Source organism: Maritalea myrionectae DSM 19524, from assembly GCF_000423365.1.
Taxonomy (GTDB): Bacteria; Pseudomonadota; Alphaproteobacteria; order Rhizobiales; family Devosiaceae; genus Maritalea; species Maritalea myrionectae.
Map to the genome: position 1 here is coordinate 75132 of NZ_AUHV01000004.1, position 14746 is coordinate 89877.

General features: G+C 52.5%; 15 protein-coding genes. 9 read left to right on the top strand and 6 right to left on the bottom strand.

The annotated features are described in order from the left end of the window. Nucleotides 1-35 precede the first annotated feature (35 nt). Nucleotides 36-467, top strand: coding sequence for a GNAT family N-acetyltransferase (locus G549_RS0111690; protein ID WP_027835185.1), 432 nt, complete (start codon nt 36-38; stop codon nt 465-467). Nucleotides 468-653: 186 nt separating this feature from the next. Here the strand turns inward: G549_RS0111690 and G549_RS0111695 are convergent, their stop codons facing one another. Further along, a complete protein-coding gene (locus G549_RS0111695) occupies nt 654-1091 on the bottom strand; it encodes a MerR family transcriptional regulator (protein WP_027835186.1) in 438 nt (145 codons plus the stop codon). Nucleotides 1092-1182: 91 nt separating this feature from the next. Here G549_RS0111695 and G549_RS0111700 point away from each other — a divergent pair, with 91 nt between their 5' ends. From G549_RS0111700 to G549_RS0111710, 3 genes are read left to right on the top strand one after another with little or no spacing between them, the layout of a single operon-like run. After that, nucleotides 1183-1578 carry a hypothetical protein gene (locus tag G549_RS0111700; RefSeq protein ID WP_051213719.1) on the top strand — a complete coding sequence of 132 codons (396 nt, stop codon included), beginning with the start codon at nt 1183-1185 and terminating at the stop codon, nt 1576-1578. Then, nucleotides 1575-1913 (top strand): hypothetical protein, encoded by a 339-nt coding sequence (locus G549_RS0111705; RefSeq protein WP_027835188.1) that lies wholly within the window; start codon nt 1575-1577, stop codon nt 1911-1913. The genes G549_RS0111700 and G549_RS0111705 overlap by 4 nt, the downstream gene beginning before the upstream one ends. A gap of 24 nt (nt 1914-1937) precedes the next feature. Beyond that, entirely contained in the window at nt 1938-2282 is a 345-nt protein-coding gene (locus G549_RS0111710; RefSeq protein WP_084634154.1) for a YnfA family protein, read from the top strand. 90 nt (nt 2283-2372) lie between these two features. Here the strand turns inward: G549_RS0111710 and G549_RS0111715 are convergent, their stop codons facing one another. The 4 genes from G549_RS0111715 to purM all read right to left on the bottom strand — a co-directional run bounded on the left by G549_RS0111715 (nt 2373) and on the right by purM (nt 5782). Beyond that, nucleotides 2373-3269 (bottom strand): DMT family transporter, encoded by an 897-nt coding sequence (locus tag G549_RS0111715; protein ID WP_027835190.1) that lies wholly within the window; start codon nt 3267-3269, stop codon nt 2373-2375. Nucleotides 3270-3370: 101 nt separating this feature from the next. Continuing rightward, nucleotides 3371-4069 (bottom strand): SDR family oxidoreductase, encoded by a 699-nt coding sequence (locus tag G549_RS0111720; RefSeq protein ID WP_027835191.1) that lies wholly within the window; start codon nt 4067-4069, stop codon nt 3371-3373. Between the two features lie 10 nt (nt 4070-4079). After that, nucleotides 4080-4709, bottom strand: a complete 630-nt coding sequence (gene purN / locus G549_RS0111725; RefSeq protein WP_027835192.1) for a phosphoribosylglycinamide formyltransferase — start codon at nt 4707-4709, stop codon at nt 4080-4082. After that, nucleotides 4706-5782, bottom strand: coding sequence for a phosphoribosylformylglycinamidine cyclo-ligase (gene purM / locus G549_RS0111730; RefSeq protein ID WP_027835193.1), 1077 nt, complete (start codon nt 5780-5782; stop codon nt 4706-4708). The genes purN and purM overlap by 4 nt, the downstream gene beginning before the upstream one ends. 162 nt (nt 5783-5944) lie before the next feature. On the opposite strand from purM, the gene G549_RS20105 reads away from it, so the two are divergent. From G549_RS20105 to G549_RS0111750, 4 genes are all read left to right on the top strand, one after another. Next, nucleotides 5945-7072, top strand: coding sequence for an AI-2E family transporter (locus tag G549_RS20105; protein WP_084634155.1), 1128 nt, complete (start codon nt 5945-5947; stop codon nt 7070-7072). 9 nt (nt 7073-7081) lie between these two features. Further along, nucleotides 7082-7762, top strand: coding sequence for a P-loop NTPase family protein (locus tag G549_RS0111740; RefSeq protein WP_027835194.1), 681 nt, complete (start codon nt 7082-7084; stop codon nt 7760-7762). Nucleotides 7763-7867: 105 nt separating this feature from the next. Beyond that, the gene (locus tag G549_RS0111745) at nt 7868-10051 is read left to right on the top strand and encodes an RNA degradosome polyphosphate kinase (protein ID WP_027835195.1); all 2184 of its coding nucleotides are present in this window, start codon (nt 7868-7870) and stop codon (nt 10049-10051) included. Then, nucleotides 10048-11592 (top strand): Ppx/GppA phosphatase family protein, encoded by a 1545-nt coding sequence (locus G549_RS0111750; protein ID WP_051213721.1) that lies wholly within the window; start codon nt 10048-10050, stop codon nt 11590-11592. The genes G549_RS0111745 and G549_RS0111750 overlap by 4 nt, the downstream gene beginning before the upstream one ends. Here G549_RS0111750 and rnd read toward each other — a convergent pair. Further along, entirely contained in the window at nt 11589-12761 is a 1173-nt protein-coding gene (gene rnd / locus G549_RS0111755; RefSeq protein WP_036222539.1) for a ribonuclease D, read from the bottom strand. The genes G549_RS0111750 and rnd overlap by 4 nt on opposite strands. 178 nt (nt 12762-12939) lie before the next feature. Between rnd and aspS the strand changes: the two genes are divergently transcribed. Beyond that, nucleotides 12940-14712 (top strand): aspartate--tRNA ligase, encoded by a 1773-nt coding sequence (gene aspS / locus G549_RS0111765; protein ID WP_027835198.1) that lies wholly within the window; start codon nt 12940-12942, stop codon nt 14710-14712. The last annotated feature ends 34 nt before the right edge of the window (nt 14713-14746 follow it).

The following is a 14746-nucleotide window of genomic DNA, read 5'->3' on the forward strand; positions in this document are numbered from 1 at the left end:
GTCGGGTGGACGACATAGCAAAGCTGAGAACCTGTATGAGGGCCATTTGGCATGAAACCTACGACGGGTTCATTGGTGCAAAGCGCGTTGAGCGGTTTGTGAGCTTGTGGCTGACGGATCAGCAATTGCGCAAAGAAGCTGAGAGCGACGCTATTCTCTCGTTGCTAGCGGTGGATGGTGACGAGGTCGTCGGGCAGATTTTGATGCGTGAGGTAGAACCCGGCATTGTCCGGGTGGCGCGCCTCTATCTTGCATCTCAATATCACGGCTTGGGGCTTGGCAAGAAAATGCTGGACGAGGGCATTGCCGCGTTTCCGCAAGCCCGTTTGGTGCGGTTGGAGGTTTATGAACCCAACCATCGAGCTGTTCGATTTTACCAGGCCTACGGCTTTGTGGAGAAAGCACGCGCTCCGTCTGAGTTTGCACCAGAAGGCGTCAACGAGATTTTGATGGAATTGACGCTCTAAATGCTCGGTTTGGCCTTCTTAGGCAGTAGGAAAAGCCGCCTATCAATCATCAAGATCCTCACAAAATTGCCATCATGCGAAACAGATGCACGGGTAAAAACGGTTCGCGGACGATGAACTCTATGAGTTCCGTAGGACCAAGTCGCTGTGAGCATTGAGGGAAACCTTATGGGCCCCATTGCCGTGTTAGCAGCAATTCTGTGTTGGTTCTGATAGATCCTTGAAGATTGTACAATCCACGCTCGCCCCGCCCGCACAGGCTTTATCGCAGGCGCCGACAAAATTGCTTAGGCTGCACTCCAGCGCCTTTAGTTCCTCAAGGCGGGTGCGCACTTCGTCCAGATGAACACGTGCAATGTCGCGCACTTCAGAGCAATCCTTGTCCTGGCTAACTGAAAGACCTGAAAGCAGCCGAACCCGCTCAATTGAAAAACCGAAGTCGCGGCAGCGCTTGATAAATATCAAGCGAGAAACATCGGTCTGAACATACATGCGCTGCCCATTTTCCGACCGTTCGGCGGGTGGGAGGAGTTCAATATCCTCATAATAACGGATTGTTGGCGTGGTCACGCCTGTGGCCTTCGCCAACGCGCCTATGGTGAGTCGTTGCACTTGTCTCGCCATTAAGAACTCCAATTTCAATTTTCCTCTTGCCCTTAAAGTTACTTGAAGAAGTAAGGTCTGTCTATCGTGAACAAGGATGGAGAGATTTGAGATGGAGACCAATTCAGAAAATATCGCAACGGACACATGTTGTTCGACATGTGGCTCAGCAGCCCGCGACAACATTGAACCTACGCCTGTGATCGCATGTTCGCTGGGCAATGGGTTTAAGAAACGTGCAGAAAATATCGAGGCGCTTGGGCAGCGTGCGCTGCTCGCCAGCCAGCGCGAACCACTGCGGCTGCAGCTCACCTATAGCAAGGAAGCTTTGAGCACGCTGCAAAACCTTGTGGCCAAGGAAGCGGAGTGCTGCCCGTTCCTTGATTTTGCATGGCAGCATAGTGACGACAAGGTGGACCTAACCATCACTGCGCCGAAATCGGCAGCAGCAATAATCGATGAATTGTTCGACAGCTTTGTAGCAAAAATAGATCGGGGGATAGCATGAGCAAAAGTTCCACAAAAATGAATGCGGCCAAAACGGGTGGAGTGCTTGTGGCGGCCTGCGTGGTTTGTTGTGCGCCCCTTATTGCCCCGCCGGTGATCGCCTTGTTTGCTGCTGGTGGTGTCACCCTTTCACTCTTAGGCCAGTTTGGGCTGGCGGCGCTGTTTCTCGCTGGCGGTGGGGCCTATATTTGGTATCGTCATAAGCAGCGCAAGGCGCAGTTGCGGACCAAGTCTTGCTCCTGCGGACCCAACGCTGGTTGCAATGCTGGCGAGTCTTGCGAGCTGCCTATAGACAAGCCCGAAAGCTTTATGGATCGGTTGAGATCGATATGTTGAAAAAAAGTCAGGTATGGTGAAACCATGAACCAAGTTGTTTTGACTGCTGCAATATATGCCGCCGCTGCGCTTGCGGAAATTGCGGGCTGCTTTGCATTTTGGGCGTGGCTGCGCATGGGCAAGTCCATCTGGTGGGCAGCTCCTGGCATAGTGGCGCTTATTGCTTTTGCTTACTTGCTCACGCTGGCCCCAAGCGACCATGCAGGCCGGGCTTACGCGGCCTATGGTGGTATTTATATAGCTGCATCACTGCTTTGGCTTTGGGGGGCGGAAGGGCAAATACCTGACAGATGGGATTTGATTGGTGCCGGGTTGGCCGTTCTCGCGGCGATGATCATATTGTTCGCGCCACGCGGTTCCGTTCAGTAGCAAATAGCACACGATTTAATGAGGGTGTGACTGAGTTTACGCCCTCATTAAGTGCTTGCATAAAAGATCAATTCCAGATGCCAAGGCACTCTAAATGCTCGGTTTGGCCTTTTTAAACAATAGGAAAAGCCGCCCATCGATCATCAAGATCCCCACAAAAATCGCCAACATGCCAAATAGATGCACAGGCAAAATCGGCTCGCCGAGCACAACAAAGCCCAAAATCAGGGCTGAGATTGGCGCAACGAACGTCGCGGTGGAGAAGTTGGTGGCGCCAACACGTTCCACAAGCTTATAGACGATCAGGAACGGAATACCCGTTGCAATGATCGAGATGTACCCGATGGACCACCATGTTTCGGGCTTGGCAATGGTGGGAACCCCCTCAATTGCCAGCATGAAGGGGAACAGGGCCAGCGATGCGCCGGTGAGTGCAACACAGACAGTAAGCGTGGAATCGATATGGTGGTATGAACGGATAATGTTCATGGCGAAACCATAGCAAAGCGTTGCCAACATGATCAGCCCGATGGCCCACACTTCGCTGTGTCCACCCTGTTGCAGAGCCGGAATGGCCAGAATGGTGACACCGGTAAAGCCCGCCAAGACACCGAGAGATTTGTTAAAAGTCGCCTTTTCCCCGCCAGGCCACAATTGCGAAACAATCACTACCATGATCGGGGTGAGGGCATTGGTGATCCCGGATACACCAACAGAAACACTCTTTTGCGCCAGTGGAAACAGAGCAAATGGAATGGCGAAATTGATGACGCCAAGGACAAACAGGCCCAAAAGTGTTTTCCCGTTAATACTGATGCGCTTGCCAAGGGCAAAAAAGACCGCCCAGCACAAAAGTGCGGCGAAAAACACACGACCGAATGAGATGGTGATGGGATCAATTTCTTTCACCATGATGGCGTTGAACAGAAATGATCCGCCCCAAACGGTGCCCAACAGAATAACAATCAACCAATCGGAAATGCGCATGTTTTTGCTTTCGTGACTTAATTAGCGCGACGAACCTAACCGATGAGTCAAAATTGGTCGAACCGTTTTTGGCAATAGTGTGATCAATTCTCGTGATCAGTCTACCAGGGGTGGATTTCGCCATTCCATTTCAAAAACTTGCCACTGTCAGCCTTGGTCAGCTCTTCTGTCGTTGAGAAAATGCCATCAGCGCTTTGCGCCGGGGTGATCTCCGCATCACTGCCGCCCATGTCTGTTTGCACCCAGCCCGGGTGGAACATGGCGACGATCATGTTGGTGTCCTCAAGCTCATTGGCCAGGGTGGACATGGCCTTGTTGAGTGCGGCTTTGGAGCTGCAATAGGCGTAATTGGATACAGCACGACGGCTAAGGGCGCCCAATTGGCTGGAGATGGTGACGATCTTGGCGGTGTTTGCATGGTCAAGATTATCGCGCAATGCCTCTGTCACCCGCATCGGCCCCAGCACATTCACGTCGAAGCTTTCGGCCCATTTGTCAAATTCAAACGAGCCAATACTCGAACCGCGATCGTTGAAAATGCCTGCATTGTTGATCAGCACGTCGATTATTTTGTCGCTCAAGCTATTTTTGAGCTGCAAAACTGAAGCGCTATCTGTCACTTCGAGGGGCAGGATTGTCAGTCGGTTGGATGAGCTGTCCACCAGTTGCTTTAACTCGACGGCGTTTTCAGGATGGCGGCACGTGCCGATCACGTGCCACTCATCTTCCTGCAAATAACGTTTGACCAATTCCAATCCAATGCCTCTGTTTGCGCCAGTGATCAGTACGGTTTTGGTCATGTGTTATCTCCTATTGCGGCCAGATGAGGCTTTGATCAGCGGCGGCTGATCGGTCAGTATTGGTTTGCACCTTTAAATAATGTGCCAGTGCTTTGGGATAAATTTGATGCTCGATTTTGAGAATGCGGGCTGCCAGGCGGTCGGCATCATCATCTTCGAGTACGGGCACGACGCCCTGCATCACAATCGGTCCGGCATCGAGTTCAGGGATCACTTCATGAACACTGGCGCCCGAGACCTTCACACCTGCATCCAGTGCCTGCTGTTGAGGCTTCAGGCCTTTGAAGAGTGGCAACAGAGAGGGGTGGATATTGAGCATCTTGCCCAACCATTTTTCCGCAAATGCGTTTGAATGGATGCGCATATAGCCGGCGAGGCAAATAAACTCAGCGCCCCACGCTTCAAGCTGTTCATCAAGGGCGTCGCAAAAGGCTTCGCGGCTTTCGAAGTCTTTATGGGAGATAACGGCTGTTTGAATGCCATGGTCCTTGGCAAATTCGAGCCCGGCGGCGTCAGCGCGATTGGAGAAGACGCCAATAATTTCAGCAGGATATTCCTTATCCTTCGCAGCTTGAATCAAGCTTTTCATGTTTGAGCCGCGGCCTGAGATCAAAATGGCGACTTTGGTTTTGCCACTCATAGCGCAAGCTCACCGCTATAAGTCACGGCGTCACCATCGCGCTCGATCAGTTCGCCCAGAACGATTGGCTCTTCGCCTTCATCTTTCAATGCGTTGATGAGTTCATCCGCTTCATTTTTGCTGGCCACGAGCACCATGCCGACGCCGCAATTGAAGGTGCGCATCATTTCGTTGGTTTCCACGCCACCTGTGTTGGCCAACCAGCCAAATACTGGTGGGGCTTTGATCGCTGAGCGGTCAATGCTGGCCGCCAATGTGTCTGGCAACACGCGGGGGATATTTTCGGTGAAGCCACCACCTGTGATGTGGGCGAGGGCCTTGATCTTGTGGCCTGCCTTGAGGGCGGCCAAAACTTGCCGCACATAGATCCGTGTCGGACGGAGCAATGCTTCGCCGAGTGTCACCCCATCTTCAAACGGGGCAGGGCTTTGCCAATTCAGGCCGCTGATCTCAACGATTTTGCGCACCAGCGAATAACCATTGGAGTGAACGCCTGAGGAGCGTAGGCCAATCAACACGTCGCCAGCTCCAATGTCGTTTGTGGGCAGCATATTGCCGCGTTCCGCAGCACCAACACAGAAGCCCGCAAGGTCATAGTCGCCTTTGCTGTACATGCCGGGCATTTCAGCCGTTTCGCCGCCGATCAAGGCGCAATTGGCATCGCGACAGCCTGCGGCAATGCCTTCAATCACGGCAGCGGCTACGTCATTGTCCAATTGGCCAGTCGCGTAATAATCGAGGAAGAACAGGGGCTCCGCGCCTTGCACGATCAAATCATTGACGCACATAGCTACCAGGTCGATGCCGACCGTGTCGTGAATGCCGCTATCGATTGCTATTTTGAGTTTGGTGCCCACGCCATCATTTGCGGCGACCAATATGGGGTCTTTAAAGCCTGCGGCTTTCAAATCAAACAAGCCGCCAAAACCACCGATTTCTGTATCAGAACCAGGGCGGGCTGTGGATTTTACGACCGGTTTGATCCGGTCGACCAAGGCGTTTCCGGCATCGATATCCACACCTGCATCTGCATAAGAAAGTGAATTTGTGTTTTTCTTGGTCTGATCTGGCATTGGGCTGGTCCATTCCCCATATGTGTGGCAACGTGCAATCGCACAAATTAGATGCATAATTTGCGTTGGGGCATAGAGTGCAGCTTCTTGCAACGGGGCCGCAAACGCTTTAACAGCGCTGATAAAGAATTGCGGGCGTTCGCGCAAGAGTGGGAGTGGGGAATGACACTACAAAACCAAATAAAAACCTGGTTGGTGATTTTGGTGGTCACCGTTTTGTTTTTGTGGGTATTCCGCGGCATATTGTTGCCTTTCATCGCCGGGATGGTCTTGGCCTATATGCTGGACCCCGCGGCAGACTTTCTCGAGCGGCTGAAATTTTCCCGTTTGTGGGCCACTTTTTTGATCATGCTCTTGTGCGTGCTAGCATTTGTGGGGGCCTTTTTGTTCCTTGTGCCCAGCATTTTGGGGCAGATGGTTGGGTTGGCTGAACGCTTGCCGGGCTATGTGCAGGATTTGCAGGAATTGGTGTCCGAATATGCGCCCGCCTTGCGCGAATGGATTGGCGAGGAGCAATTGGCCGAAATTGAGGGCAATATTTCGAACTTCCTGGGCCAGGGCGTCGGCTTTGCCATCGAACTCCTGTCGCGCGTCATGCAGAGCGGCTTGGCGGTTCTCAACGTTGTCGGCTTGTTGATTGTGACGCCTGTTGTGGCATTCTATTTGCTGCTGGATTGGGACAATATGATCAAGCGCGGCGATGAATTGTTGCCACGCGCCTATCGCGACGAAATTCGCGACGTGTTTGTGGAGATCAACCAGGCGATGGCGGGCTTTGTGCGCGGCCAATCTAGCGTGGTGCTGATTTTGGCTGCGTTTTACGCTACAGGCTTGTCCTTGGTGGGGTTGAATTTCGGCTTGGCAATCGGTTTGTCTGCGGGCCTGTTTTCCTTTGTGCCCTATGTGGGTTTCCTTATTGGTTTTGTTTTGTCCATGGGCGTCGCGATCGTGCAGTTTTGGCCTGATTGGACTATGATTGCCGTGGTTTTCAGTATCTTTATGTTTGGCCAGTTTATTGAAGGCAATGTGCTTTATCCGAAACTGGTTGGCCGTTCCATCGGCGTGCACGCGGTATGGTTGATGTTTGCGTTGTTTGCGTTTGCGCTTTTGTTTGGTGCCGTTGGCGTGTTGTTGGCCGTACCATTGGCTGCTGTTACTGGCGTTTTGGTGCGCTATGCGGTGCGCAAATATCTAGAGAGCTCGCTTTACGAAGCCAAAACCGAGCGTGAGCTCGAGCAGGCGAAAAAAGAAATGGCGGGCGAATCTGATGCCGCCCAAGAGCAGGCTTAAGGATCGCGCATGACCGCCCAAAAAGCTCCTTCACAACAATTGGTGCTCGACCTGCCATTTGAAACGGCGCTCGGCGAGGACGATTTTGTGGTGAGCGCCGGCAATTTGCAGGCTTATGAATATTTGATGGGCATGCGCGAATGGCCAGGGCCAACCACTTTGCTGATTGGGCCTGAAAAGTCTGGCAAAACCCATCTGGCGAACATGTGGGCGGCCCACACGGGTGCGCAGATATTGTCGCGCGACAGTGGGGCGGCTTGGCCGCAACATATGGATGGGCCATTGTTGGTTGAGGATTGCAATGCGCTTTGGATGGGCGAAACACCGCTGTTCAACCTGCTCAATCAATCCATGCGATCGCAAATGCCGCTCTTGATGACGGCAGACCGTACGTTGGCAGAGTGGCCGTTGGAAACGCAGGATGTGCGGTCACGTCTTCGGTTGGCGCTGAACTTGGAAATATCGCCGCTTGATGATGCGCATTTGGCGCAATTGTTCGTCAAACTGTTCGATGACCGACAAATTCAGATTGATCCGGGCCTTATTCCTTATTTGCTGTCGCGGATGGAGCGGTCACCCGCCCATGTGGTAACGCTGGTGGAAATGATGGATCAAATGTCGCTCGAGCGGCATAAGCCAATTTCCAAACGGTTGGCCGGAGAAGCCTTGGCGCGGCTCTATAGTCAATAATTCTGTTACACAATTGCCATATAATCAATTTAAGCCCTTGGGCAAAGGCGCAGATTTGGTTGCGCAAACGCGCACGATTGCGGCTCAAATTGTTGGATGTGAATTATGGATGAGATGATGAATCTGGCGGATATGCCGGAGAGCGAAGCCCCTGATATTGAAGTGCTGTCAAAAAGCCCTGCGCGTTTTGTGAACCGTGAGGTGTCGTGGCTGCAATTTAATATGCGGGTGTTGGAAGAGGCGGGGAACAAAAATCATCCTTTGCTTGAACGCCTTCGCTTTGTCTCGATTTCCGCCAGCAACCTTGATGAGTTTTTCATGGTTCGGGTGGCGGGTCTCAAAGGCCAATTGCGCGCGGGGGTGACCCGGTTGAGCGACGATGGCATGACAGCGTCTGAACAATTGGAAGAGATTGCGGCGTTAGCGCAACATCTGCATTTGGAGCAGCAAGATAGCTGGCGATCCATTCGCAATGAATTGGCAGAGCATGAGATCGTGTTGTTGGACACAGAAGATCTTGGCCCCAAGCAGCTCAAATATTTAGAAGAATTGTTCCAGGAAGAGATTTTTCCGGTGCTGACGCCTATGGCGGTGGACCCGGCGCATCCATTCCCCTTTATTCCCAATCTGGGCTTTTCGCTCGCCTTTGAATTGCAGCAGCGGGGCGAAGATCATACGCTCACTGCCTTGGTGCGCGTGCCCCAGAACATGGATCGGTTTGTGTTTTTGCCGCAGGATTTGACCACGGGCAAACGCATCGAAATGGTCACGATTGAAACGCTGATCAATCTGTTTTTTGAGCGCATGTTTCCCGGTTATGAAGTGGTTGGGGCAGGTGCTTTCCGTCTTATTCGCGATAGCGAAATGGAGATTGATGATGAAGCAGCTGATCTGGTGGTGGAGTTTGAGTCTGCGTTGAAGCAACGCCGCCGCGGCCAGGTGATCCGGCTGGAAATTGAACGCTCTATGCCGCGCGGCTTGCGTCGTCGTATTGCTGACGAACTGCATGTGGGTATTGAAGATACATTTGAGGTCGAGGGCTTTCTGGCCCTCGCGGATGCGTCCAAGCTTTGCGATATTGAACGGCCAAAACTGAAGTTCCAGCCGTTTAATGCCCGCTTTCCAGAGCGTGTGCGCGATCACAACGGGGATTGCTTTGCGGCGATCAAGCAAAAAGATATTGTGGTGCATCACCCCTATGAAAGCTTCGATATTGTTGCGCAATTCCTCAAGCAAGCGGCGTCTGATCCAGATGTAGTGGCCATCAAGCAAACGCTTTACCGCACCTCTAACGATAGCCCGATTGTCAAAGCCCTGATTCAGGCGGCGGAAGCGGGCAAGTCGGTCACCGCGCTTGTGGAGCTTAAGGCGCGGTTTGATGAAGAGGCGAATATTCGCTGGGCGCGTGATTTGGAGCGGGCAGGCGTGCAAGTCGTGTTTGGGTTTATCGATTGGAAAACCCACGCCAAATTGAGCCAAGTGGTCCGCCGGGAGAAGAAGGGCAAGCTGGTGTCCTATTGCCATATCGGCACGGGCAACTATCACCCGATCACCGCTAAGATTTACACCGACTTGTCCTATTTCACCTCCAACGGGGCGATCACGCGCGATGTGGCGCGGGTGTTTAACTTTGTGACAGGCTATGCCAGACCGTCTGGCCTTGAGTGCATTTCGGTGTCGCCCATGTCGTTGCGCGAAACCCTTTTGGAGCATATTGACGCTGAAATTGAATATGCCAAGGCAGGGAAGCCAGCAACAATTTGGTTCAAAATGAACTCATTGGTAGATCCGCGCATTATTGATGCGCTTTATGTGGCATCGCAGGCTGGGGTGGAAATTGAGCTGGTGGTGCGCGGTATTTGCTGTTTGCGGCCTGGTATTCCGGGCTTTTCCGATAAAATTCGTGTTAAGTCGATTGTCGGTCGCTTTCTCGAACATTCGCGGATTTTCTGCTTTGGGCGGGGGCATGAAATGCCGTCACGCAAGGCAGCGGTGTTCATCTCATCCGCCGATCTAATGCCGCGCAATCTTGATGGGCGCGTGGAGGCCCTTGTGCCACTGTTCAACAAAACCGTTCATAAGCAGGTGCTTGATCGGATTATGGTTGCCAACATCAATGACAATCAGCAAAGCTGGGAAGTGTTGCCCGATGGCACATCGCGGCGGATCGAACCGCTCGAGGACGAACCGGTCTTTAATGCGCAGGAATATTTCATGAATAATCCGTCGCTTTCAGGCCGGGGCAGTGCACTGTCTCAGGATGGTCGTCATGATGAGGACGAGGATTGATCAAAAGCTTTGTAAAAGCGTTGCGTAAGCCCACAGCGCAAGGGCGTATCGGTGGGGACAATCCCATTGCTGTATTGGACATCGGGTCCAACTCTGTTCGTTTGGTCATCTATGAGCGCCATGTTCGGGCGCTCACCCCACTTTACAATGAAAAAGTAGCGTGCGGTCTTGGCCGCGGCATTGCCCATTCTGGCGAACTCAACGCCAAAGGGGTTGAGCGTGCGCTGACGGGAATGCGTCGGTTTGCCATGGTGTGTGAGCTCACCAAGGTCGAAACGCTTTATGTATTGGCGACCGCGGCGACGCGCGACGCCAAAAATGGCGCCGAATTTATCACAGCAGTGCAAGAAATTATGGGCGTTGAGGTGCAAATCCTTTCTGGTGAGGAGGAAGCACATTATGCGGCGCTTGGCACCTTGGCCGGTATGCCCAACCAGAGAGGATTGCTAGGCGATTTTGGGGGCGGCAGTCTTGAACTGGCAGGCCTTGATGGCGACAATGTTTTCGGCGGTGAAAGCTACACTTTGGGCGCTATCCGGCTGCAAGATGACAGTGACGATGATGCGCTAAAGGCGCTCGAGCTTGCGCGCAAGCAGCTTGAACAATCGCCATTAATTCGAAATCAGCATTTGCCGGAATTTGTTGCCATTGGCGGCACGTGGCGTGCTTTGGCAAAACTGCATCAGATCACCCATGAATATCCGCTCAGCATGGTGCAGGGATATCGCGTGGATGCGCCGGATATGCTGGCCCTTTGTGACCATGTTTTGAAGCGCGCTAAGAAAGGCGAGCTGCCTGAAGAGGCACAAAGCCTATCGTCGAACCGGCGCACATTGCTGCCCTTCGGTGCTGCGGCGCTAAAGGCGGTGCTGGAGATTGGCGCGTTTTCATCGGTAAAATTCTCGGCATTGGGCCTGCGTGAAGGCTATCTGTTTGGTCAATTGAGCGATGATGATCAGCGGGCGGACCCTCTTTTATTGGCCTGTCGGGACTATTCGTTGCTGCGCTCTCGTGCCCCGGCGCACAGTGCCGATCTATCCGCGTTCACATCGGCATTTTTCACACAATTGCGAATTGAAGAGAGTGGTGCGCTGAAACGGTTGCGCGAAGCCGCCTGTTTGCTGTCGGACGTGTCCTGGCGCGGACATCCAGATTATCGCGGCGCGCAGGCGGTGGATTTGGTCACCCTTGGATCATTTGTGGGGCTTGATCACGCAGAACGGGCCTATGTCGCTATGGTCCTGGCGGCCCGTTACAATGGGTTGAAGGCCAAAAAGCTCGGCCATGATCATATTCTCAATCTGTGCAAAGAGAGCCATCGCGACCATGCATTGACGGTTGCCGCGATTTATCGGGTCGCCTATCTGCTCTCCGCAGCTATGCCGGGTGTTTTAAACCAGCTGTCTTGGTTGGCTGATGACGAAAAACTCTATTTATGCATCCCGAAGGGATTGGAATTTTTGGCGGCAGAAAAGATGATCCGACGCTTTGATCAGCTTGCCAGTCTTGTGGATCGGCAAGCTGAAATTCGCATCAATTAGTCAATTTCCTCTGGGGTCAGGTCAACTTTGACCGGCACGATGCCTTCGCTTGTGGCGCCCAGGGCCATTTTCCCATGTTTGATTGCCAGCGCCTTTTCGCCAAACACTTCGGCGCGCCAGCCCGTCAAGGCGGCCACATCGGCTTGATCTGACAAAACGATTGAATCGATGTCATCGCTGGTGGCGATGATACGCGGGGCCACGCCCTCTTGTTCGCTCACTGCTTTCAGCAACACGCGCAACAAATCGCCAATTGCGCCTTTGGGTGAGGGGCCGTTTGGCTTGCGGGGAATTTTGGGCAATTCAGATTTGTCCAATTCTTTTGCCGCTTCTACGATCTTGATCAGTTCAGCGGCTGTGCTGGACCGTCCGAAGCCATTTGAAAAGGCGCGGAGGCGGTCAAACGCTTTTGGGTTGGTGGGTTGCTGCTGCGATAATTCGAACAGGGCCTCATCCTTCAATACGCGACCTCGTGGCACATTCTGTTTCTGCGCCTTTTCTTCCCGCCATGCCGCGAGCATCTTCAACAGGGCAAAGTCGCGTGGACGATTGACCTTCATCTTCATGCGTTTCCACGCATTTTCGGGCATCACCACATAGTTTTCCGGTTGCATAAGCGCCTTCAACTCGTCATTGATCCACGCCCAGCGATCGCGTTTGTCCAATTCGGCGACAATGTGCAAATAGCAGTCGCGCAAATGGGTGACATCGCCAAGGGCATAGGTGAGTTGCTTTTCCGTCAAGGGGCGGTGAGACCAGTTGGTAAAGCGGGAGCTTTTGTCCACTTGAGCCCCGGTGATTTGCCGCACCATATTGTCGTAGGAAATGCTGTCGCCAAAACCACAAACGGCAGCTGCCACTTGAGTGTCGAACAAGGATTTAGGCGCCTCACCGGAAAGATTGACGAAAATCTCTACATCCTGCTTGGCTGCGTGAAAAACCTTGACCACATCTTCATTGGCGAACAGTTCGAACATCGGCGCCAGGTCAATGTCAGTACCGATCGGGTCTACAATTACGGCCTCGTCGGGCGTTGCCATTTGCACCAAGCATAGTTTGGGCCAATAGGTGGTCTCGCGCAAAAATTCAGTATCGACTGTGACGTAAGGATGGGCAGCAGCAGCCTGACAAAATCTGGCCAGTTCGGACGTTTCAGTAATTATATGCATAGGTGCTTTCAGTTATTTTTGCGCGGTTCTTGCGAGGCTATTTGTTGCGCCGATAATGGCTGGAAATGATGCTGACTTGCAAGAGCAGAATGAAAAACGTATGAGATGCTTGACAAATCGGGCATGGCGTGCGCTTTTCGCCAGCAAAATTGCCCCAAAAATTCCGGGATTGGATTAGATGCATCTATATCGTAGCCACACTTGTGCTGAATTAAATAAAGACCATGTGGATGAGAAGGTTCGCCTATCAGGTTGGGTGCACCGCATCCGGGACCATGGCGGTCTATTGTTCATCGATTTGCGTGACCATTATGGCATGACCCAGTGCGTGATTGATCCTGATTCTGATGCGTTTGAATTGGCTGAAAAAGTCCGCTCTGAATATGTTGTTCGCGTTGATGGTGAAGTGAAAGCGCGTAGCGCTGAAACTGTGAACAAAGACCTCTCAACCGGCGAAGTTGAAATCTATATTCGCGAGATGGAAGTTTTGGGTGCGGCAAAAGAATTGCCGATGCCTGTGTTTGGTGAGCAGGAATATCCTGAGGATATCCGCTTGAAATACCGCTTCCTTGATTTGCGTCGTGAACGTATTCACAACAATATCGTGATGCGCTCAAAGATCATTTCGCACTTGCGCAGCACCATGGTCGATCAAGGCTTTATGGAATATCAAACGCCGATTTTGACCGCATCGAGCCCTGAGGGCGCGCGGGACTTTTTGGTGCCATCACGTCTGCATCCCGGCAAATTTTACGCTCTGCCGCAAGCGCCGCAGCAGTTCAAGCAATTGTTGATGATTTCTGGCTTTGACCGTTATTTCCAAATCGCGCCTTGTTTCCGCGATGAAGATGCCCGGGCCGACCGGTCACCAGGTGAATTCTATCAGCTCGATATCGAAATGAGCTTTGTGGAACAAGAAGACGTGTTCCAAGCGATTGAGCCTGTGTTGCGTGGTGTGTTTGAAGAATTTGGTGAAGGCAAGCCCGTCACCCAAGAATTCCCGCGCATTCCTTATGCAGAATCCATGCGCAAATATGGTAACGACAAGCCAGACTTGCGGAACCCGATTGAGATGCAGGACGTGACCGCGCATTTTGACGGCTCTGGCTTTGGCATTTTCGCCAACCAGATCGCCAACGACCCCAAAGTTGAAGTGTGGGCGATCCCTGCACCAACGGGTGGCTCGCGCGCATTCTGCGACCGCATGAACAAATGGGCACAGCATGAAGGCCAGCCTGGCCTTGGCTATATCTTCTTCCGTGACGGTGAGGGCGCTGGCCCAGTTGCGAAGAATATTGGCCCAGAGCGCACGGCAGCTATCCGTGATCAGCTTGGTCTGAAAGATGGCGATGCGGTCTTCTTCCTATGCGGCCTGCCATCCAAGTTCGTCAGCTTTGCTGGCGCTGCTCGCACACGGGCAGGGCAAGAGCTTGATTTGATCGATAAGGATCGGTTTGAGCTGTGCTGGATTGTTGATTTCCCTATGTTTGAGTGGGACGAAGACGAGAAGAAAGTCGATTTCTCTCACAACCCATTCTCCATGCCGCAAGGTGGCCTAGAGGCGTTGGAAAACCAAGATCCATTGACCATCAATGCTTATCAATATGACATTGTGTGTAACGGTTTTGAGTTGAGCTCTGGCGCGATCCGGAACCATCGGCCAGAAATCATGAAGAAGGCATTCGACATTGCTGGTTATGACGAAGCTGTTCTTTATGACAAATTTGGCGGCATGTTGCGGGCCATGGAATATGGCGCACCGCCGCACGGTGGTATTGCCCCCGGTATTGACCGGATTGTGATGTTGTTATGCGGCGAAGAAAACCTTCGCGAAGTGACCGCATTCCCAATGAACCAACAGGCCGAAGATTTGCTGATGGATGCGCCATCAGACGTTTCCGCCCGTCAGTTGCGCGAATTGCATATCCGGTTGAATTTGCCGAAAGAATAGGCGATTTCGATAAATCGAATTTGAAGCGGCGTCT

Bases quoted from the DNA above. Each gene is read 5' to 3' on its own strand.
- aspS (WP_027835198.1), top strand. From the start codon at position 12,940: ATGCATCTATATCGTAGCCACACTTGTGCTGAATTAAATAAAGACCAT.
- G549_RS0111740 (WP_027835194.1), top strand. From the start codon at position 7,082: ATGACCGCCCAAAAAGCTCCTTCACAACAATTGGTGCTCGACCTGCCA.
- G549_RS0111690 (WP_027835185.1), top strand. From the start codon at position 36: ATGAGGGCCATTTGGCATGAAACCTACGACGGGTTCATTGGTGCAAAG.
- G549_RS0111715 (WP_027835190.1), bottom strand. From the start codon at position 3,269: ATGCGCATTTCCGATTGGTTGATTGTTATTCTGTTGGGCACCGTTTGG.
- G549_RS0111745 (WP_027835195.1), top strand. From the start codon at position 7,868: ATGGATGAGATGATGAATCTGGCGGATATGCCGGAGAGCGAAGCCCCT.
- rnd (WP_036222539.1), bottom strand. From the start codon at position 12,761: ATGCATATAATTACTGAAACGTCCGAACTGGCCAGATTTTGTCAGGCT.
- G549_RS0111695 (WP_027835186.1), bottom strand. From the start codon at position 1,091: ATGGCGAGACAAGTGCAACGACTCACCATAGGCGCGTTGGCGAAGGCC.
- G549_RS0111705 (WP_027835188.1), top strand. From the start codon at position 1,575: ATGAGCAAAAGTTCCACAAAAATGAATGCGGCCAAAACGGGTGGAGTG.
- G549_RS0111720 (WP_027835191.1), bottom strand. From the start codon at position 4,069: ATGACCAAAACCGTACTGATCACTGGCGCAAACAGAGGCATTGGATTG.
- G549_RS0111710 (WP_084634154.1), top strand. From the start codon at position 1,938: ATGAACCAAGTTGTTTTGACTGCTGCAATATATGCCGCCGCTGCGCTT.
- G549_RS0111700 (WP_051213719.1), top strand. From the start codon at position 1,183: ATGGAGACCAATTCAGAAAATATCGCAACGGACACATGTTGTTCGACA.
- G549_RS20105 (WP_084634155.1), top strand. From the start codon at position 5,945: ATGACACTACAAAACCAAATAAAAACCTGGTTGGTGATTTTGGTGGTC.
- purN (WP_027835192.1), bottom strand. From the start codon at position 4,709: ATGAGTGGCAAAACCAAAGTCGCCATTTTGATCTCAGGCCGCGGCTCA.
- purM (WP_027835193.1), bottom strand. From the start codon at position 5,782: ATGCCAGATCAGACCAAGAAAAACACAAATTCACTTTCTTATGCAGAT.